The sequence below is a fragment of the Paenibacillus sp. FSL F4-0122 genome (assembly GCF_038002845.1).
GTDB lineage: Bacteria > Bacillota > Bacilli > Paenibacillales > Paenibacillaceae > Paenibacillus_AQ > Paenibacillus_AQ odorifer.
This window is the reverse complement of sequence record NZ_JBBODI010000001.1, coordinates 95,175-115,363: the sequence shown is the minus strand read 5'-3', so window position 1 is coordinate 115,363 and position 20,189 is coordinate 95,175. Positions and strand designations below refer to the sequence as shown.

General features: G+C 42.4%; 12 protein-coding genes. 9 read left to right on the top strand and 3 right to left on the bottom strand.

The window, feature by feature from the left end; translation table 11 throughout:
- Nucleotides 1–121: 121 nt before the first annotated feature.
- Complete coding sequence (gene coaA, locus MHH49_RS00455; protein WP_036679230.1) at nucleotides 122–1,057, bottom strand: type I pantothenate kinase; 936 nt, start codon at nucleotides 1,055–1,057, stop codon at nucleotides 122–124.
- Between the two features lie 180 nt (nucleotides 1,058–1,237).
- Between coaA and MHH49_RS00450 the strand changes: the two genes are divergently transcribed.
- Nucleotides 1,238–2,329 carry an alpha/beta hydrolase gene (locus MHH49_RS00450; protein WP_341137827.1) on the top strand — a complete coding sequence of 364 codons (1,092 nt, stop codon included), beginning with the start codon at nucleotides 1,238–1,240 and terminating at the stop codon, nucleotides 2,327–2,329.
- 60 nt (nucleotides 2,330–2,389) lie between these two features.
- Nucleotides 2,390–3,040 (top strand): suppressor of fused domain protein, encoded by a 651-nt coding sequence (locus tag MHH49_RS00445; protein ID WP_038569717.1) that lies wholly within the window; start codon nucleotides 2,390–2,392, stop codon nucleotides 3,038–3,040.
- 32 nt (nucleotides 3,041–3,072) lie between these two features.
- On the opposite strand, the gene MHH49_RS00440 is transcribed toward MHH49_RS00445, so the two are convergent.
- Nucleotides 3,073–3,453: a VOC family protein gene (locus MHH49_RS00440; protein WP_341137826.1), complete on the bottom strand. Its 381-nt coding sequence runs from the start codon at nucleotides 3,451–3,453 to the stop codon at nucleotides 3,073–3,075.
- A gap of 243 nt (nucleotides 3,454–3,696) precedes the next feature.
- Here MHH49_RS00440 and MHH49_RS00435 point away from each other — a divergent pair, with 243 nt between their 5' ends.
- Both MHH49_RS00435 and MHH49_RS00430 read left to right on the top strand, forming a co-directional pair.
- Nucleotides 3,697–4,734: an NADH:flavin oxidoreductase/NADH oxidase gene (locus MHH49_RS00435; protein ID WP_341137825.1), complete on the top strand. Its 1,038-nt coding sequence runs from the start codon at nucleotides 3,697–3,699 to the stop codon at nucleotides 4,732–4,734.
- Nucleotides 4,735–4,949: 215 nt separating this feature from the next.
- Nucleotides 4,950–5,387, top strand: coding sequence for a MarR family winged helix-turn-helix transcriptional regulator (locus MHH49_RS00430; protein ID WP_051491059.1), 438 nt, complete (start codon nucleotides 4,950–4,952; stop codon nucleotides 5,385–5,387).
- Between the two features lie 85 nt (nucleotides 5,388–5,472).
- Here MHH49_RS00430 and MHH49_RS00425 read toward each other — a convergent pair whose 3' ends face one another.
- Nucleotides 5,473–6,078 carry a GNAT family N-acetyltransferase gene (locus MHH49_RS00425; protein ID WP_341042589.1) on the bottom strand — a complete coding sequence of 202 codons (606 nt, stop codon included), beginning with the start codon at nucleotides 6,076–6,078 and terminating at the stop codon, nucleotides 5,473–5,475.
- Nucleotides 6,079–6,302: 224 nt separating this feature from the next.
- On the opposite strand from MHH49_RS00425, the gene MHH49_RS00420 reads away from it, so the two are divergent.
- The 5 genes from MHH49_RS00420 to MHH49_RS00400 all read left to right on the top strand — a co-directional run bounded on the left by MHH49_RS00420 (nucleotide 6,303) and on the right by MHH49_RS00400 (nucleotide 20,042).
- Nucleotides 6,303–10,061: an alpha-L-arabinofuranosidase C-terminal domain-containing protein gene (locus tag MHH49_RS00420; protein WP_038569721.1), complete on the top strand. Its 3,759-nt coding sequence runs from the start codon at nucleotides 6,303–6,305 to the stop codon at nucleotides 10,059–10,061.
- A 261-nt stretch (nucleotides 10,062–10,322) separates the two neighbouring features.
- Nucleotides 10,323–10,844, top strand: coding sequence for a serine O-acetyltransferase (locus MHH49_RS00415; RefSeq protein WP_036679239.1), 522 nt, complete (start codon nucleotides 10,323–10,325; stop codon nucleotides 10,842–10,844).
- A gap of 115 nt (nucleotides 10,845–10,959) precedes the next feature.
- Entirely contained in the window at nucleotides 10,960–12,795 is a 1,836-nt protein-coding gene (locus MHH49_RS00410; protein WP_036679241.1) for a UbiD family decarboxylase, read from the top strand.
- Between the two features lie 148 nt (nucleotides 12,796–12,943).
- Complete coding sequence (locus tag MHH49_RS00405) at nucleotides 12,944–13,492, top strand: GNAT family N-acetyltransferase (protein ID WP_178944245.1); 549 nt, start codon at nucleotides 12,944–12,946, stop codon at nucleotides 13,490–13,492.
- 361 nt (nucleotides 13,493–13,853) lie between these two features.
- Nucleotides 13,854–20,042: a rhamnogalacturonan lyase family protein gene (locus tag MHH49_RS00400; RefSeq protein WP_341137824.1), complete on the top strand. Its 6,189-nt coding sequence runs from the start codon at nucleotides 13,854–13,856 to the stop codon at nucleotides 20,040–20,042.
- The last annotated feature ends 147 nt before the right edge of the window (nucleotides 20,043–20,189 follow it).

The window sequence follows — 20,189 nt, the reverse complement described above, 5'->3', positions numbered from 1 at the left end:
TACGTTCGCCTTGATCAGAGGACAGAGACATTAAACCCAGAATATTCACCCAATTTGATGTGAGCACCAAAAAAACCAAGTGCTGAATCTCAGCAACTTGGTCGGCTAAGGACTTCAATCTTTATTTTCGCAGCTTAATTCGATCTACGTGATGATTGTTGTCCTTATGCATTATAAGATCCGCACGATTTCGGGTGGGCAGAATATTTTGCTGCAAATTTACGTAGTTTATTTCTTTCCAGATCCGCTTTGAGATTTCAATAGATTCCTCTAGAGACAGCTGTGCATATTTTTTGAAATAAGATTGTTCATCTTGGAAGGCAGTATCTCTGAGCTTAATAAACCGATCAATGTACCATGTCTCGATATCGTTCACATCAGCATCCACATAAATAGAAAAATCAAAGAAATCAGATACAAAATAGTTAGGCATATTATGATTATTTGTAATCGCAGTCTGAAGAACATTTAAGCCCTCAACAATTAGAATATCCGGATTCTCAATCGTAATATATTCATCTGGCACAATATCATAAGTTAAGTGAGAGTATACAGGGCTTTGGACCCGCGGCACCCCAGACTTCACATCCGTTAAAAAAGAAATTAAACTACGCGTGTCGTAGCTTTCAGGAAAGCCCTTTTTCGTCATTATACCGCGCTTTTCCAGCTCTGCGTTGGGATGTAGAAACCCATCAGTCGTAACTAAATCCACCTTTGGATGGGAAGGTAATTGTGAGAGAAGTTTTTGTAGGAGTCTGGCCGTAGTGCTTTTGCCAACAGCGACACTTCCCGCGATGCCTATGATAAATGGACCTTTTTTTACATCATTGTTCAGAAAGTGATTTATAGATTCATTAAATTTATGAGCAGATAGAAGTTGCAGATTTAGCAGATTGGACAGAGGAAGATAGACCTCGTTAACATCCTCGCTGGAGATTTTTTCATTAATACTTTGGACTTCCATAAGTTCTTCTTCTGATAATTGGATAGCGGTGAAATCGCTTAGTTTTTTCCAATCCTCACGTAAATAAAGTGTATATGCTGAATTATTCACCATTAAATTTTCCACATCCCTGAAGTTTTTAGAGATTTCTTATGCACTTAGGTATTATAACCGTTCATACAGCTTCATTCCATTCATTGTAATCGACATTATTATGGACATTAAGGAGATTGCATTTCAGTAAATGGGAAAATCAATTAAAATATAGAATATTAGGAAGAATGGGGTGGAGCAATGGGAGTTTTTCGAAAAGTTGAATTATTGAAGGATTACACACGCACGGAAACGTTCCAAGAAGAGTCAGAGGGAAGGAAAATAGTTATAAGTATTTATTATCCGGATACAGAGGGTGTATTAAATAAAAACGCATCTGCAATGAAGTATATGGAGCTTTTCGGGCCCTGTGAACAACAGGCGAGAGAGCTTCTACAAGATATTGGCATGAATATGGAAATCATAAATACATTATCAACCTCAATCAGCGATCGAACCTTTCAAAGCAAATCCAAACGCTCCTATCCAGTCATCATCTATTCACCTGCATTAGGTTTAGATAGAGATATGTATATTTATAATATAGAAGCGTTGGCTAAGCAAGGTTTCATAGTGGTAACGGTCAGTGCTGCGTACGAAGCTATGTTTACTGTTTGCCCTAGTGGTGGATTTATTAATCAATCCGAAGCCATGAGGCAAATAAAAGCTGCGGATTATACCGATTTACATAACTTAATCTCCATTCGAAAAAAAGATATTCAATACGTTCTGGATCACCTGTCCACGCTTAATTCTATGGATAAAGATGTGAAGGGCTTATTTGATATGAATAAGATTGGTATTATCGGCCATTCCATCGGCGGTGCTACTGCATTAGATTTAACTATGGAAGACGATAGAATTAAAGCTGCTATTTTATTAGATGCAAGCATGCACTTATATATTGAGAATGAAGAGAAGAACAATACTGTGCCGCTTCTTGTATTAAGGCAAAAGGCCTCGACCTTAGAATCCTTAAGTAATATATTACAGGAGAAACTGGCAAATGATTTCATCAAAGGACAAGAGGCGCTTTTTCAGAATTGGAACGGATATAAATCTTTTCTAAAAATACGAAATGCTACACATATGTCATTTAGCGATCTGCCCCTTTTTGAGGAAGGAGAGACTTTAAAACAAAGAACCTGTGAAATTCATACTTGCTTAAACGAGCTTATAAATAAGTTCCTTTTGGAACATCTTTTAGATCAGGGGCAAGGTTATTCGGCATTAATTAGTAGTGTTCATAAAGATTTTTGTGAGATCCATGGTAGTGGAGAAGAAATTCTGTAAATTAGCAATAAACTCTCCTTTGTTTATACCGATAAACATATATAAGGGAGGGAATTATGAATGCATTCTGCTCAGTCTAATGAGAAAATATGTAATCATATTGAAAAATACATAGGTGTTATTGATAATGTTTTTAAAGAAATTATTTCAGGTGTTCTGTCGATAGATATTCTAATTCTTGATCCGACGCCTGAGCGGAACTTCTATACTTTAATTACTTCTGGAATGAGCGAATTACCGATGACGGTGCCAGAAGGTGCAGAAGAATATCAATATGCTGAAATAATGATTTGTCTCCCTCCTACCTGGAAGCTGTCGGATGAGGCGTTTAAGGATGAACGGAATTATTGGCCGATTCGGGCCCTGAAAACAATGGCTAGGTTTCCGCATGAATATAATACATGGCTTTATATGGGGCATACGCTTGTGAACGGTAATCCCGCCCAGCCTTATAGTGAGGATACAGGATTTCAAGGGATGTTCGTTTGGGTTCCAGATGTAAAAGATAAAGCCGGTTTCTTTAATTTAGAAATGACCCGTGAGAAAGTGGTGCACTTTTATACGTTAATTCCGCTCTATGGGGAGGAGTTAGATTATAAAATCAAGCATAGCGAGGAAGAGTTACTACACAAGTTAAATAAGATTGGGGTTACGGATGTTTTGGATCCTTCCCGTAAAAATAGTTGTAAGAAGTTATGGGGACTCTTTTAAATACAAGAAAAAACGGCTGAGAGCCGTTTTTTTTAATTTTTGATTCCAAAAGCAATCCAGCGACCATCTACATCTTCGATCACAAATTCTTTGTTATTATAATCGGTGTTTGATAAAGAACGAACAATATGAACACCGGCGGCTTCGAACTCCTTCTCCAACTCTTCTTGCTGCTTCGTAATGAAATAGGCATCGTATCCATAACCGTACAACTCTCGATTGGGAATGACCTTTTGTCCATGGGATTGCGTAAGGATAATCTCTGTATCGTCGCGATACAAACAAAGATGTGGTTCTTGTGTATCTAAATAGGGCACAGCTTTAAAACCTAAGTACTGGCTATAGAAGGCAGCAGTTTGCTCAATATTCAAGGTAGGGAAAATACTATGCGATTGTAAGAGCTTTTTGTCCACGAGTGAGGTCATCCTTTCAAAGAAAAATAGATATCCATATATTACCTCAAGGTAGAAGTTTCAACAATACATGGAGTTTCCATTAAGCAGAAGATTATTCACGGTTGACACCATCGCTGTTCTATAATAATATACATGCATGAGCATGCATTTATAAAAATATATAAGATGAACTTAGAAACTCATGTTCACTGGTAGCATTGATCATACTATACTTAGTTTTTTATAAAGAGGAGAGATATCATGAAGGACTTGTTCACCCCGTATGAATTGAAGGATTTGAAGCTGAAGAACCGCGTGGTTATGCCTCCGATGTGTCAATATTCAGTGTCTAACAAAGACGGAATTGCTACGGATTGGCATTATAATCATTACGTAAGCCGCGCTGTTGGCGGAACCGGATTAATTATTATTGAAATGACGGACGTGGAGCCTGATGGCCGGATTACTGATTTTGATCTTGGCATTTGGTCTGATGAGCAAATTCCTGCACTGGCCAGAATCGTTGAAGCTTGTCATTCTTATGGCGCTAAAGTAGGTATTCAAATTGCACACGCCGGACGTAAAGCAGAAGATGCAGCAGTTCCTGTATCCTCATCTAACGTTCCTTTTGACGCTGACTCCAAAACACCACGTGCATTAACAACTGAAGAAGTGAAAGCTATGGTTGAGAAATTCCGGTTGGGCGTGAAGCGGGCGATACAAGCGGGATTTGATGTTATCGAGCTTCATGGAGCGCATGGTTACCTTATTCATCAGTTCCATTCCCCTCTAACCAATCAAAGAACAGATGAATATGGCAAGGATTTAACACTGTTTGGTACAGAAGTCATTCGCGCAGCAAAAAGTGAAATGCCGGAAGGAATGCCATTGATTATGCGTATCTCCGCCCAAGAATATGTTGAGGGCGGGTACGGTATCAAAGAAAGCTTGGAATTTAGTAAAGCTTACAAAGAAGCAGGCGCAGATATTTTCCATATCAGTGCAGGTGGTGAAGGTCCTATCGCAGCTGCCGGGAAACCAGGGACGCATGCAGCTTATCAGATTCCTTTGGCTAGAGAAATCAAGTATGGCTTGAATGTTCCGGTTATTGCGGTTGGCAGATTGGATGAGCCTGTACTTGCTAATGCCGTGATTGGGAATGAGGAAGCTGATCTTGTTGCCGTGGGCCGGGGCATGTTGAGAAATCCATACTGGACGCTGGAAGCTGGGGTTGAACTTCAGAAAGATGCCGGCATTCCTAGACAGTATACTTTCGGGTTTCCAAGAATTAATGGGTAAAGACTAATATAAATGGTATGAAGTCTGAAGTCCAAACAAAATAATTGTAAAGTGTGGAGGGGCCGACTTCTTGGAGAAACGGTCTCTCCTCTTTTTTAAAATAAAATAAAGTATAAGTATCGAACCTATACTTTATGTATGGTTGTGGATTGTAGTACTATTATATAGAAGGAAAAAATCATGAAAAGCCATACACCCGGGAGATGAATAATAAAATGGACGACATTCTTAACAATGACCTTATAACGAGTTGGTTGACGTTAACGCATATACAAATGAATGTGACGAATGAATTGGAAGCTAATCTACAAGCCAAACATGGCTTATCCTTAAAAGAATTTTATTTGCTGTTATTTTTATCGGAAGCGCCGGAGAAGAAACTGAAATTGCAGAAACTCGAAGCTATGGTGGGTTTAAGCCAGAGTGCAGTTTCCCGACTGGTTAGTCGGTTTGAGGCCAAAGGCTGTGGCGCTTTAGAAAGAAAAGCGTGTGATGCTGATCGCAGAAGTATCTATACTGCCTTGACTGCCATTGGCGAAGACAAGCTCCTTCGTGCACAAGATACCTTTCAAGAGACCCTGCTTGCAGCTTTTCCAGAAAAAGATGTGAAAGAGCTTTTGGATCAAATGCTTCGCATGAAGCAACAGTCATGAATTCACAATAAAACCTCTGTTTTGGTAAATGGACCGAATCTCCATTTCCCATACAGAGGTTTTTTAGTGTAAGGCGCTATTTACATCATACCTGTTCATCCCACTGTTGCTGGGAAAAAAGCCGGTAGTAATTATAGTCTTCATGTTCAATTGTAATCTCGTCAAGAAGCTCGAAACCACATTTTTGAATGACTCTATTAGACGGGATATTGTGTTTCAGAGCAATGGCGTTTAATACATCGGTAGAGCTATTATCAAACAAATACTTAATTAATCCCTTGGCAGCTTGAGTAGTGTAGCCTTTACCGCGATGATCCTTGGATATGGCATACATAATCTCTCTGTTAGGAACGGGCAATTCCTCCTTAATTCCTGTACAACACCAACCAATAAACTCACCGGACACTTTTAAAATAATGCCTAAACGAAGACGAAGCTCTCCGATATCTCCGCCCGCTGAGATCACTTGAAGAAACTGCTGGTTCTCTTTTATTTCATAGTTTATTAACCAGTCCAACCGTTGTTCTTTAGGAACATTCCAATCTGGCAAGAATTCAATAATTTCAGGCTGTAGAGTAAGCGCATGAAACTCCTCTAAATCCTCCACACTATATTCCCGCAGAAAAATATCTTTACAATCAATCGTAAATAAATCACTAGAATTGGCCTTTTCATTCACAGCTTCGCTCAACTTTCACCACTCCTTTATTAACTAACAGATATTTTACCATGGAATAAATGATTGATTTGGTAATATTTGATTATAAAAATTGTTTTCTTTTATTTCACATAAATATTAATTGGTTAATATATTAATTGACTATAAAATATGTTATTATGTTTCGTATAAACGGCAATGAACTAATACAGTTAGGTTTTTAAGATTTCTACTATAAAGATAACAGGTGATATTTTATGAAAAATGACAACGGTAACAAATTTATTAATGGTAGTCTAATTGCGCATTATAAGTTTGATAATCCAGAGGATGTAGGTCAAGATTTCTCGGGGAACGGCAATGATGGAACCGCTTCAGGTACGAAGCTGCCGGCTATTAAATCCGTAGCAGGTAGACAAGCTGTTTCGCTTGCTGGGGGAGAACATGGCACATCCTATATTTCATTACCTAACGATCTGCTTAAAGAGGTCAGTGACCATACAGGAATTACGATTTCGACCTGGATGTATGTAAGCAAAGCTTCAAGCTTATGGGAAAGAATCTTTGATTTTGGTAAAGGTGAAACAGGACCTTATATTTTCGTAACTCGCAATTTGCGGGGGACTTGTTTTGCAGGGGAAGACTTAATCGCAGATCCAGGGAAATCCTTTGCGACTGATGAATGGGTACATGTTTCCTTTGCAGTTACAGGTACAGAAGGTGGAACACTAAGCAGTGCAGGTCCTGTGATGTATGTAAATGGTGAAGTAGTTGCGGATGGAATGATCAGCCAAACCTCGAGTGGCACATATGCTAAGCTGCGTACATGGTTTGCTACTTTTGAAGATCAACAGAATTATAGCAATAATACAATCGGGAAATCCCAATACGCGGCAGATGTTGATTTTAGCGGCTATATTTCGGACTTCCGTGTATATAAAGCAGGCTTAACTCAAGATGAAGTGATTGAAATCATGTGCGAATCTTTGACGGATGAAGATATCGTAAAGCTTGCAAAAGATAAATACTTAACCTTCCCAAGCTCGATCATTACCAAAGATATTGAGTTGCCAGCTTCGCTGATGGGCGGAAAAGTTGACGTATCTTGGGTATCCAGCGATTCCAAAGTCATTTCTAATGAAGGTGTTGTGAATAAAGGAGTTCAATCTGCTCAAGGCGTAACGCTTACAGCGCTTTTGAAAAAAGGGGCTAGTACAGTAGAAAAGAGCTTCACGGTGTCTGTGCTTCCGGAAGATTTGCCACCATACACCTTAACTATTGATGGTAATCAGGAGATTTTGGATGTTAGCCAAATTCTATATGGTTTATTCTATGAGGACATTAACAACGCAGCAGACGGTGGGATCTATGCAGAGCTAGTGCAGAATCGCTCCTTCGAATCTTTTGCTTTTGACAGCTATTCGCATGTATGTGGTGTACATGGTGCTTCCACCGGAAGAAATTATACACCTCTTCACGCATGGTCTGGGGATACAGAGAAAATGACTGTCCATAATACAGGCGGATTAAACGATTTCTTCGGCATCGAAGATAAAGATATGAATGCTCATTATGTGACGGTAGCGGATGGCGCGACTATTAATAATAGAGGTTTTGCGGATTCCAATCAGCACTGCTCGATGTTTATTAAGGAAGATGCCAAGTACAACTTCACAATCTGGGCGAAGGCAGAAGCAGCAGGCACAATTACCTTGCAATTGCTCGACAAAGACGGTAAAGCCATCAGCGATACTGCAGTTGTTGAAGTAAACGGTGACGGCAACTGGAAGAAGTATGGTGTCGATTCTAAGCTTGTATTAACAGGGTCTGAAACTGTGCTTGGTCAGCTGGCGTTAACCTTTAACGGTGAGATCTCCATTGATATGGTATCCTTAATTCCTGATGACGTTTGGGGCGCTGGTGAAGAGGAACGTTCTGCTACAGCTCATGCTAACTATAAAGGAAATCCAAACTATAGATTAAGAAAAGACTTAGTGAATGCACTCGTTGATCTTCATCCTACATTCCTGCGTTTCCCTGGGGGTTGTATTTCTGAAGGTTCTCACATTTGGGAGAACGTGTACGATTGGAAAGAGTCCGTCAACGATATCGAATTGCGCAAAGAGAACTATAACGTATGGGGCTACATGATGACCATGGGTCTTGGATATATGGAGTATTTCCAATTAGCCGAGGATTTGAACGCAACACCACTTCCGGTTATGGCCTGCGGCGTACTCTGTCAAGCTCGTTCGGATTATGCGAATCCAGCTGGCGGTGCGTTAAGAGATTATTATGTGAAGAACTTTACGGATCTGATTGATTTTGCGATTAGCATGGATTTTGACAATAATGAGTGGGCTGCATTGCGTAAAAAGATGGGCCATGAAGCAGCGTTTGACCTGCGTTATTTGGGTGTGGGGAATGAAAACTGGGGTACAGAGTTTTTTGCCAACTTCGAATATTTTAAAACAGTGATTGATGAGTATATGGTGAAGAACTATCCTGATCATGAATTGACTATTCTCTCTACCGTGGGTGCACAGGCAGATGATGATGCTTACCAGCAAGGTTGGAAATTCCTAAGCGGAAATTTACAGGGCTCGGAAAAAATCAGCTTTACGGATGGTACATCGAGCATCGAAGAGACTGTTACCTGGTACGAAAAACAAAAGAACTACATGGATACCATTGCGGATGAGCATTACTACCGTTCCAATGAGTATTTGTTAGAGAATGCTGATCGTTACAACTACTATTACAGAGCCTATAAGGAAGACGGCAGCTTGGATGAGGCTGAAACTTCAAAGGTTTTTGTGGGTGAATATGCTTCCACAGATAAAAACACATTGGCAGGAGCTGTTGCTGAGGCAGCGATTATGTCCAGCTTCGAGAATAACTCTGATGTGATTAGATTGGCGGCAACGGCACCATTGTTCAACAAGGTTCTGACAGATGGCACCTATAGATGGACACCGGATTGCATCTGGTTCGATGATGAGACCGTATGGTACACACCGAACTATTATGTTCAGCAGCTGTATGCTAAATACCTGGGAACCAAAGTGGTTGGCACCTCATTTTCGACTTATCGCAACGGGGAGAAGGTAGACCTCATTCCTCATGGAGGAATTGAAGTGGCTGCCGGGAAATCAGCTGTGATCGTGAAACGGGTGAAAGTGACCTCGAATGTAGATGGCAGTGTTTGGTTGGATCAAGATTTCACGCAGCCGCTGAATGAAGCTTGGAAAGTGATTCCTGGCTCTGCCGGATATACGATTGATCCTTCCAAAGGTCTGGTATTGAAAGCGCAGAATGGCGGACTGAATGGATTGTATATCCTTAATGACGCGTGGACTAATTATAAAGTAGAGGTTGTAGCTGAAAAAGCTTCTGGCGAAGATGGCTTCTATGTAGGCGCAGGTCTGACAGAAATCTCACCGGAAAATAAAGATGTCATCGAATATGCGATTGGCTATAATGGTGATGCCACAGGAGTCAAGGTGTACAAGCAAGGGATTGAGGCTTATACTCTCGGCGATTATTCCTCTAGTACCGCTGCTGGTAACCTGAGAGCCAGTTGCTATGAAGAGCTTGCGGATCATACGGAATATACTATCACCGTTAATTATGGTGGAGCAGATGGCAAACATTTGATTTGCTCTTATACAGATGGCAAGGTAACAAGCAAAGTACTGGATTATAAGCTTGAGGCTTATAACAGAGAGGTATATAATTCCGTAACTAAAGATGATAAGCATCTTTATGTGAAGCTTGTAAATGCGGATGGTGTAGAAAAAGCAACGAAGCTTGATCTAAAAGGCTTAAAAGTAGCTGCTACTGGTAAACGGATTACCTTAACCGGAGACGCCTCGCTGGTTCACACACCTAATGTGAACAGAAAAAATGATGAGAAGGTTACACCAGTCGAAACAGAAATCGTAATTGATAAAGACACGGCAGTTGTGAAGCTAGCTGCCAATTCCGTAAATGTGATTGTTCTGGATCTGATTTAATAGAAAATATGCTTTCCAACACGCGCCGATCTTTTTGTTCGGCGCGTGTTGTTGTTTAACAAGCCTCTAAATCGGTTGATGATTATATAGAGAGAACTGTCCACTTGCTTGATGAATCTCAAAATCTATCTTACACTGGTGAAAGTACAATCACCGACTGACCCTCCAGCCCGCGATCCTCCCAGATGTTTTATCCACAGCTGCCCTTCATTACTCCAGAATACAGTGCATACCCTAGCCCCTAAAAAGGAGAACGATAAAATGATGAAATCATTCAAAACGGACTGGAAAGCAAATCTGAAAAATCCTCAAACGATTATGGCCTTGTTTACTTATCGTTATGGAAATTGGGTGTATTATCGAGTGAAGAATGGCATCGTGCGAAAACCTTTGTGGCTTTTATATCGAATAATGGATGTGCTTTTTGTCCGTATTCTTGCAAATGGAGAGCTTCACGCTCAAGCTCAAATTGGTGACGCGCTTCATTTACCGCATGGTTTAAATGGGATTATCATTAGTCCTAAAGCGGTGCTTGGAAGCCATGCTACTATTTTTCATCAAGTGACGATTGGCGGGAGAAATAACTTAGGAGAGCCTGTGATTGGAGACAGAGCTTTTATTGGAGTAGGCTCCAAGATTCTTGGACCGGTTGTCATTGGTAACGATGTTAATATCGGGGCCATGTCTGTAGTGGTAAAGGATGTGCCGGATAATGCTTCGGCAGTAGGTATTCCTGCTAAAAATATATTGCGGAGTGAACCGAAACCAGAGAATACAAGATAAAGACGTTAGGTTCTAGTACATAGGGTACGCGTGCGCTTTATTTTAATATCTTACAGGGTATAATTAAAGCATCCAAGTAATCTTGTAATAACCTTCTAGAGATCGGAGTAATGAAATGAAATATAGCAATTTAGAAGAGTGTGTTAATGATTTAGAGAAACACGGACATTTAGTTCGGATTCGTGAAGAAGTGGACCCTTATCTAGAGATGGCGGCGATTCACCTAAAGGTTTATGAGGCTGGTGGACCCGCATTATTATTTGAGAATGTAAAAGGCTCGAAGTTTCGGGCCGTATCTAACCTTTTTGGAACGCTAGAGCGCAGTAAGTTTATCTTTCGGCGGACTTGGGACTCCACACATAACGTAATTGCCCTTCGCAACGATCCCGTAAAAGCACTCAAAAATCCATTTAAATATGTTGGAACCGGATTATCCGCGAGAAAAGCATTGCCTATTAAAAAGCCAGGAGGTCTGCCAAGCGGTTTCCAGGAAATTAGTATCTCTGATCTTCCGCTAATCACACATTGGCCGGGAGATGGTGGTGCTTTTGTAACCTTGCCGCAGGTGTATTCAGAAGATCCGGATAAGCCGGGCATTATGAATTCCAATCTGGGAATGTACCGTGTGCAGCTGACTGGAAATGAGTATGAATTAAATAAAGAAGTGGGCATTCATTATCAAATTCATCGCGGCATTGGCGTACATCAGGAAAAAGCGAACCGCCAAGGACAACCGCTTAAAGTGAGTTGTTTTATCGGTGGGCCACCCGCTCACTCCTTATCGGCGGTTATGCCTTTGCCTGAGGGAATGAGTGAGATGATCGTTGCAGGTTTATTATCAGGACGCCATTTCAGCTATAGCTATGTGGATGGTTACTGTATCAGCAATGATGCGGACTTTGTGATAACAGGTGAAATTCACCCTGGTGAGACGAAGCCGGAGGGGCCATTTGGCGACCATTTAGGCTATTATAGCTTGGTTCACCCTTTCCCAGTAATGAGAGTACATAAAGTGTACGCCAGGAAAAATGCAATCTTTCCATTTACGGTTGTCGGTCGGCCGCCACAGGAAGATACCGCGTTTGGTGAGTTAATTCACGAGCTGACAGGTGGGGCTATCCGCCAAGAAATTCCGGGCGTCAAAGAAGTTCATGCAGTCGATGCTGCGGGTGTTCATCCCCTGCTGTTCGCCATTGGCAGTGAACGTTATACGCCTTATCAGCAAGTAAAGCAGCCAGCGGAAATTCTGACCATTGCTAACCGGATTTTAGGTACGGGTCAGCTTAGTTTAGCTAAGTTTTTGTTTATTACTGCAGAAGAGAATCAGCCTATCAGTACACATAATATCGAGGATTTCTTGACGTATATCTTGGAGCGGATTAATCTTCGTAGAGATATTCATTTCTATACCAACACCACGATTGATACGCTTGATTATTCCGGCACAGGATTAAACAGCGGAAGTAAAGTGATCTTCGCAGCAGTAGGGGATAAGAAAAGAGAGCTATGTACAGAGGTACCGGGCATGCTTAAAGAATTACAGGGATTTGGACATGCACGAATGGTGATGCCTGGTCTTGTTGCCCTTCAAGGTGCTAAATTCACAAGCTACGCTGAAGCAGCATTGGAAATGAACAAGCTTAGTGAAGCTATTCAGGAGCAAGGGGCACTTCCTTCTTGTCCAATGATTATTTTGTGTGATGATAGCGAGTTTTTGAGTGAAAAGATCGACAATTTCCTATGGGCGACGTTTACCCGCAGTAATCCATCTCATGATATCTATGGAGTGAACAGTTCTACTGAGTATAAACATTGGTCCTGTGATAACGTGATTATTGATGCTCGGGTAAAACCCCATCAAGCCCCACCACTGATCCCCGACCCAACCGTTCAGAAGCATATCGAACGATTATTTGCGTCAGGTGGCAGTTTAAGCGGAGTTAAGATATAGAGAAACATTCATCAGCCTTCTTGGGAATCCAAGGAGGCCTATTTGCTGTTTGTGAAATGATTTTGCTCATATGAAATAAAAAAGGCATAGGGGTATTATGGGGTGTATGGTATATATTTACTATTAATATTGGGGAAGTGTTGTTCTGATGGAAATTATGGAAACCGAACGTTTATGGATTAGAAGGTTCTCAGCAGAGGACTGGAAAGACCTTCATGAATATTTGTCGCAAGAAAGTGTTGTGAAATATGAGCCCTATTCCGGGTTTAATGCAGATGAATCTCGCACTGAGGCGCTCAGACGGTCATCGGACCGTGCTTTTTGGGCAGTCTGTCTTAAATCTACGACCAAAATGATCGGCAACTTATATTTTCAAGAGAGCCAACCAGAGGCTTTTGGCGTTTGGGAATTTGGATATGTTTTTAACCCTGATTTTCAGGGAAACGGGTATGCTACAGAGGCTTGTAATCAATTGTTAAACTATGGCTTTGATAATCTGAAAATGAGACGTGTGATTGCGAACTGTGATCCCGAAAATACACGCTCATGGAAACTGCTTGAACGATTGAAGCTTCGTCGAGAAGGACATTTTTTGCAGACGGGTTATTTTAAATACGATAGTAATGGAGAGCCAATCTGGCATGATACTTATTCCTATGGATTGCTCAGAAGTGAATGGTTAAGGATGAAGGAATAGCAAAACTGTTGTCGTGATCTCAAAAGGCGGGTGTCCCCTCACTGATTCTTCTGTCCTAACTGCTTACCAAATCGTAGGTTTTTATAACTATAGGCGAAGAAATTGAACGGTTTAGTGTATGATAAAATCTGTTTTTTAAATGTTCAGAGTGACACTTAGGTGGTAGTATCGTGTTGGATATGAGTGGAACTGGAATCGTCTACCAACTAACTGCCTGAGCAAAGAGGAGGGGATACGCGCACGAAGTGAACTTATATTTGAAGAACGAATGACAACGAAGCTTATTGTAAGCGTTTACTACAACAGGGCTAGATGCGTACTAAGTTCTTTCAATCATAAGAAAGCGGGTGAAGCACGGAAGATGAAGAGGAATAAACTTGGAAATAAAATATTTATGGTGTTATTGTCGTGGATCTTCATTTGTTCATCAATACTTCCATCTACAACATTTGGGGGGCAACAGGCCAGTGCAGCTTCAGGCCCAATAACCTTGCAATATGATTTTGGAACAGCAACAAGTCCTGTTATGAGTGGTTATACAGGCGTGCATGAATCTAAGTTATATACGAATGAGCTAGGGTATGGTTTAGATCAGGCGGTTGCTTCGAGGAATCGTTCGGGTGGAGACGGTATGACCAACGATTTTGTATTGGGACTGTCCTATTCTTTTTTGGTGGATCTTCCTAATGGGGATTACGATGTGACTGTATACTCAGGAGATTTACTAGCGGGTACAAGTACAACCAAAACTACGATTACTTTGGAAGGTAGCACGGCTGGGTCGATAAGCAGCAAGCAAGCTGTAAATCAAGCTACCTATCGGACGACTGTTCAAGATGGTCAACTAACTGTCGGCATTACGGGTACAGGGGTTGGCGGATATTTAAATGGACTAATTATTCAGCAGATTGTACCAGGTCCATTGAAAGCCCCTGAGGGATTAGTGGTTCATAATATCACCCCCACTGAGGTATCTCTGGGGTGGGGCAGCGTGACAGAAGCAGTCTATTACAATATTTATCGAACGGTTCTTCCTAGTGGAACCCTTCAAGCCATAGGTCAAGTTGCTGCTAACAGCTTCGTGGATTCAGATGTAGATGAAGGCAGTGGTTACATTTACAATGTGTCAGCTGTAAATGGAAAGGGTGAGGAGTCTGTTTTGAGCGCATCTGTGACAGTAGACAAAATTCCGGGGGTAGAGGTTCCCGCAGCACCAACCGGTCTTTCAATTGTCAGTGTAGGTGTAAGTTCTGTTCAACTGAGTTGGAACAGTGTGGCTGGAGCAAACCGCTATACGATCTTAAGGTCTGATGCAGCAGATGGAACATTCCATGAGATTGGTCAGTCAGAGAAGACGACATTTACGGATGCCTCAGCGGACACCTCAAAACGGCAATATTATGGGGTGAAGGCAGCCAATGGCCAAGGAGAATCAGAGCTATCTAACAAGGTGGAAAGTGCCGTGTATACGCCTCCTGGAACTTTGCCAGAAGGAGATGTTTATTCCTTTGATTTTGGCCCAGGTGCTGTGGCTGAAGGTTATCTTAAGGCAGATGCAGGGGTATCTTATTCCTCTGAGGTCAAATATGGATTTACAGATATATCGAAAGTAACTGGGGTAGACCGAGGAACCTCAGATCCTTTGCGTTCAGATTTTGTGGTCCCTAAGGATGCAACTTTTAATGTAGATTTACCGAATGGCGACTATACAGTTTCACTTATCGCTGGTGACAGCGCCGGAGATACAGAGATTGGCATCAAAGTAGAATCCATTCAAAAAGTTCAACAGACGAGCAAAACAGCAGGCCAGTATTTGGAAATGAGCTTTGACATCGCTTTGGTGGATGGACAAATGAACTTGGTGTTCTCTGGCACTAAGCCTAATATCAATGCACTGGTGATTACTAAGCAGCCAGACCGTCCTGCTAATGAATTGCCAACAGTTTATATTGCGGGTGATTCAACCGTGCAGACTTATGATCCTTATTGGATACCACAAGCAGGCTGGGGACAAATGATTCCTGATTTCTTTAGTGAGGAAGTAACGTTTAAGAATCACGCTATCGGAGGCCGCAGCTCTAAGTCATTTATTGTCGAGGGAAGGCTGGATGAAGTCCTGCGTAAGATCCAACCGGGCGACTATTTCCTTATCCAGTTTGGTCATAATGACGCAACGATTAGCGTTCCAGACCGATATGCTTCTCCAGCCGATTACAAAGTTTATTTAAAAACTTATGTCAATGGAGCTAGGCAAAGAGGAGCAACTCCGATTCTGGTGACTCCCATGGGCCGCAGAGATTATAATGCCGCGAGTGAAAAATTTAATGTGAGCTTTCCAGAATATGTGCAGGCTATGAAAGAAGTAGCAAGTGAGTTGGATGTTGACTTGGTCGATCTTAGCGCACTCAGTGTAGCTTATTACAATTCTATCGGTTTTGCAGCTACACGCTCTGTATTCCTTCACCTCGATGCAGGGATATATGGTGCTTTCCCAAATGGCTCGACAGACGATACTCACTTTCAAGAGTACGGAGCCATTCAAATGGCCCGTCTGCTGGCCAAAGGAATAGGGGAATTAAATATTCCACTCTCCAGCTTTGTGCAGGACATCAAACAGCCGGAAACGGTGCCAGCGAAGCCTGAAGGACTTGTAGCTGGGAGTATCAGTAATGCAGGTGCAGTACTGAAATGGAATACAGTAGAAGGTACAGATATCTATAAAATCTATCGTAAGCTAGCGGCAGAAGCCGAATCTGCTTATACATTAGCGGGAACTTCAACTGTCCCTTCATTGACATTAAGCGGGTTGGTTGAAGGTCAAAGCTACTCGGTAAGAGTGACTGCAGTGAATGGGCTAGGAGAGTCTGAGCCTTCAGATGAAGTGAAGCTGACTACGAAATCCGCTCAGTATCGTTATGATTTCGGACCTGTTGGTTCACCCGTTGCTGCGGGTTATACGGAAGTGAATGTGAATGTCCTATATACCCCAGAACGAGGATATGGTTTGACCTCGAGTGCAGGGATGATTGATCGGGATCGGGGAAATGCGACGGACGATCTGCGCAGAGATTTTGTGATTTATTTTGGAGGATCGTATGAATTCAAAGTTGATTTACCCAATGGTTATTATTCTGTTAAGACTTATACAGGAGATTGGATTGGATCTGCTAAGACGAATGTAGCCATTGAAGGCAAAGATTACGGAACAGTCTCCTCAGGTAAGGAAAATATTGCTGAGAAGCTGTATAACCAGATTGCTGTCAAAGACGGGCAGATGAATCTTGTCTTTAGTGGCACAACCGCTCATCTCAATGGGCTGGAGATCACACCGTTATTATTAGCCCCAACGAATCTGAAACTGGGTAGCCTGGATTTAAACAGTGAGCCTATTACAGCTAATCTTTCTTGGGACAGTATGGAGGGTGCGCTGAAATACCGTATATATCGTCAGGCTACGGTTGCGAATAGTGCAGAGCTGCTGGGCGAGACAATAGAGCCGTTCTACGCAGATACCACTGCGGATATTGGTATGGAATATATCTATACGGTAACTTCGGTCGACAGCACGGGACTGGAATCCGTAGGCTCTAATGCGCTAAAAGTGTCTATGATTGATCCCTCCGTAGCAAAAGCACCCGTACCTAGTGGTCTAGCTGTACAATCTACGAACAAAAATGATGTGACCTTTACTTGGAATGAGGTACCGGATGCACGGATGTTCAACATTTATCGTGCGAAATCCGCAGACGGTGAGTTCATCCTGATCGGCAAATCATTCGAAGCTTCGTACACAGACATGACCGTTCTGACTACCATTCCTTACTATTACAAAGTAGCCTCGGTAAATGCAGGCGGCATCTCTGATCTATCCGCTACGTTGGAAACCTCAGCGGTGACAACTTTATACCGGAAGATGGAGGCGCTGGACCGTGCGCCTGTAGCGGTTAAGACAGATGAAGGTGTGTATATCAGCTGGCGGATGTTAGGTCTGGATCCGGAAACGATAGGATTCAATCTGTATCGTGGCGATAAGAAACTAAATGATTCGTTGATTACTCAAAACACGAACTATCTCGATATTACAGGCAGGGAGGATGCCAAATATAGAATCACATCAGTAATCAATGGAGTCGAGAAATCTGCTTCGGAACCATTCAGCGTATGGCAGAAGCAATATCTATCGATCCCTTTGCAAAAGCCAGCAGATGATTACACCAAGGATGGTCAACCGTATACGTATAGTGCGGGAGATGCAAGTGTAGGTGATTTGGACGGTGATGGTGTATATGAAATCATCATGTTGTGGTCACCTTCGAACAGCAAGGATAACTCTCAAGCTGGGTATACTGGACTTGTCTATATGGACGCTTATAAATTAGATGGAACTCGCTTATGGCGGATTAATTTAGGGCCTAATATTCGTGCCGGTGCACACTATTCTCCATTCCTGGTATATGATCTGGATAGTGATGGACGTGCCGACATTATGATCAAGACGGCAGATGGCACAGTGGACGGTCAAGGAAAAGTCATTGGCAATGCCAGTGCAGACTATCGTAACAGTTCGGGTTATGTGCTGCTGGGCAATGAATATTTAACGGTGTTCGAAGGGGCAACAGGCCGGGCCTTGGATACCGTGGATTATGATCCGCCACGTGGAGATGTTGGCGCTTGGGGGGATACCTATGGTAACCGTGTAGACCGCTTTTTGGCAGCTGTAGCTTATTTAGACGGCGAGCAGCCAAGCGTGATTTTTAGCCGCGGTTATTATACTAGAACTGTACTTGCAGCTTACAATTATCGCGAGGGCAAGCTCGAGAAAGTATGGCGTTTCGATTCTAATGATGAAGGATATGGAGACTTCGTAGGTCAAGGAAACCACAATCTTTCTGTAGGAGATGTGGACGGCGACGGTAAGGACGAAATAACCTTCGGTGCGATGGCAATCGACGATGATGGGTTGCCGCTGTATAATACAAAGCTTGGCCATGGTGATGCAATTCATTTCGGGGACCTTGATCCTACCAGACCCGGGCTGGAAGTCTTTGATGTTCATGAGCATACCGATTCGAAGTATGGGATTGAAATGCGTGATGCAGCTACAGGAGATATATTATGGGGTGTGTTCACGGGGATTGATACTGGACGGGGGATGTCAGCGGATATTGATCCGCGATATGCTGGCGAAGAGGTATGGGCTGCAACGATCACCAATGAGGAGCATATACCTGTTACGGGCCTATACAGTGCGCAAGGTGAACTAATTACTAAAAAACTGCCTTCCTCCACGAATTTTGGTATTTGGTGGGATGGTGATCTTTTACGTGAATTACTGGATGCTAATCGAGTGGATAAGTGGGACTATAGCAATCAGACAACGGTTAACTTATTGACGGCTGTAGGTGCTTCTTCAAATAATGGCACCAAGGCGAATCCAAGCTTGCAGGCAGATCTGTTCGGGGATTGGCGTGAAGAAGTGATCTGGCGGGCAACGGACAGTTCTGAACTACGGATCTACACAACAACGGATATGACAGATTATCGTATTCGCACATTGATGCATGATCCGATCTACCGTCTGGCAGTAGCTTGGCAAAATGTAGGCTATAATCAACCTCCGCACCCTGGATTCTTTCTTGGTGAAGGGATGGAACAACCAGCGGCTCCAAAAATTCAATATGTAGGCTCACCGGGAGAAACTGAAGATACTACACCACCTACGATTTCTGGTTTACCTTCTGCTCAAATGAGTGAAACGGATGTATTGAAGGTGCAGGTCGTAGCGGAAGATCCAGAGTCTGGTATTCGCAGTCTGGATATTACTTTTGATGGTAAACCTGTCGTTTATGGAGATGAGATTCCACTCACAGGACTTGCGGGAGCGCATACGTTCATCGCAACAGCCATTAATAACGCTGGACTCTCAACGACAGAACAAGTGATTGTGGTCGTAAGTGGACCTCAGAAGGCTACAGGTGTTCCGGGGCAATGGGTTCTATCCAATAATAATGGGCAGGATACAGGACTTTTTGACGGGGATTACCAAATCACAATGAATATGTGGTGGGGCAATAATGGTACGGTCTACAAGCTATATGAGAATGGTGCCTTAATCGACACGCAAACCTTACGTGATGATTCCCCAGCTGCACAGACTGCAGTGACTAATATTACCGGAAAAGAAAACGGAACCTACACCTATACGGCTGAGCTGACCAATTCTTTTGGCACAACGGTGTCTGCTGCTCATGTGGTTATCGTGAAGGATGCTGCACCAGCTAAGCCGGTGTTGTCCAATGACAACTGGGATGGCGATGGAGAGTATAAAGTGACTATGAATTTATGGTGGGGGATGAACGGCAAAGAGTATCGCTTGTATGAGAACGGAATACTGATCGATACTAAGACTTTAACAGCAGGCACCCCAAACGCACAAACGGCTTCTACTTCTATTACTAACCGTTCTCCAGGCGTCTATGAATACCGGGCTGAGCTGTTGAATGATCAAGGGGTAAATGAGAGTGCTATCATGAAAGTTACGGTAAAATAACTGAATATTTGTTAAAAAAACGCCTAAGTCGGTAATATCCGGCTAGGCGCTTTTTTTAGATTATCTAAGATTTAAAAGATTCTGCAAGACTAATTCTCCTATCTGCCTCATATGAATCTAAACAACGAATGATAGGGGGGATTGTAA

What these genes read in the sequence shown, in the direction of transcription:
- MHH49_RS00450 (WP_341137827.1), top strand. Translation starts at nt 1,238, where the DNA reads ATGGGAGTTTTTCGAAAAGTTGAATTATTGAAGGATTACACACGCACG.
- MHH49_RS00445 (WP_038569717.1), top strand. Translation starts at nt 2,390, where the DNA reads ATGCATTCTGCTCAGTCTAATGAGAAAATATGTAATCATATTGAAAAA.
- MHH49_RS00410 (WP_036679241.1), top strand. Translation starts at nt 10,960, where the DNA reads ATGAAATATAGCAATTTAGAAGAGTGTGTTAATGATTTAGAGAAACAC.
- MHH49_RS00420 (WP_038569721.1), top strand. Translation starts at nt 6,303, where the DNA reads ATGAAAAATGACAACGGTAACAAATTTATTAATGGTAGTCTAATTGCG.
- coaA (WP_036679230.1), bottom strand. Translation starts at nt 1,057, where the DNA reads ATGGTGAATAATTCAGCATATACACTTTATTTACGTGAGGATTGGAAA.
- MHH49_RS00415 (WP_036679239.1), top strand. Translation starts at nt 10,323, where the DNA reads ATGATGAAATCATTCAAAACGGACTGGAAAGCAAATCTGAAAAATCCT.
- MHH49_RS00405 (WP_178944245.1), top strand. Translation starts at nt 12,944, where the DNA reads ATGGAAATTATGGAAACCGAACGTTTATGGATTAGAAGGTTCTCAGCA.
- MHH49_RS00435 (WP_341137825.1), top strand. Translation starts at nt 3,697, where the DNA reads ATGAAGGACTTGTTCACCCCGTATGAATTGAAGGATTTGAAGCTGAAG.
- MHH49_RS00430 (WP_051491059.1), top strand. Translation starts at nt 4,950, where the DNA reads ATGGACGACATTCTTAACAATGACCTTATAACGAGTTGGTTGACGTTA.
- MHH49_RS00400 (WP_341137824.1), top strand. Translation starts at nt 13,854, where the DNA reads ATGAAGAGGAATAAACTTGGAAATAAAATATTTATGGTGTTATTGTCG.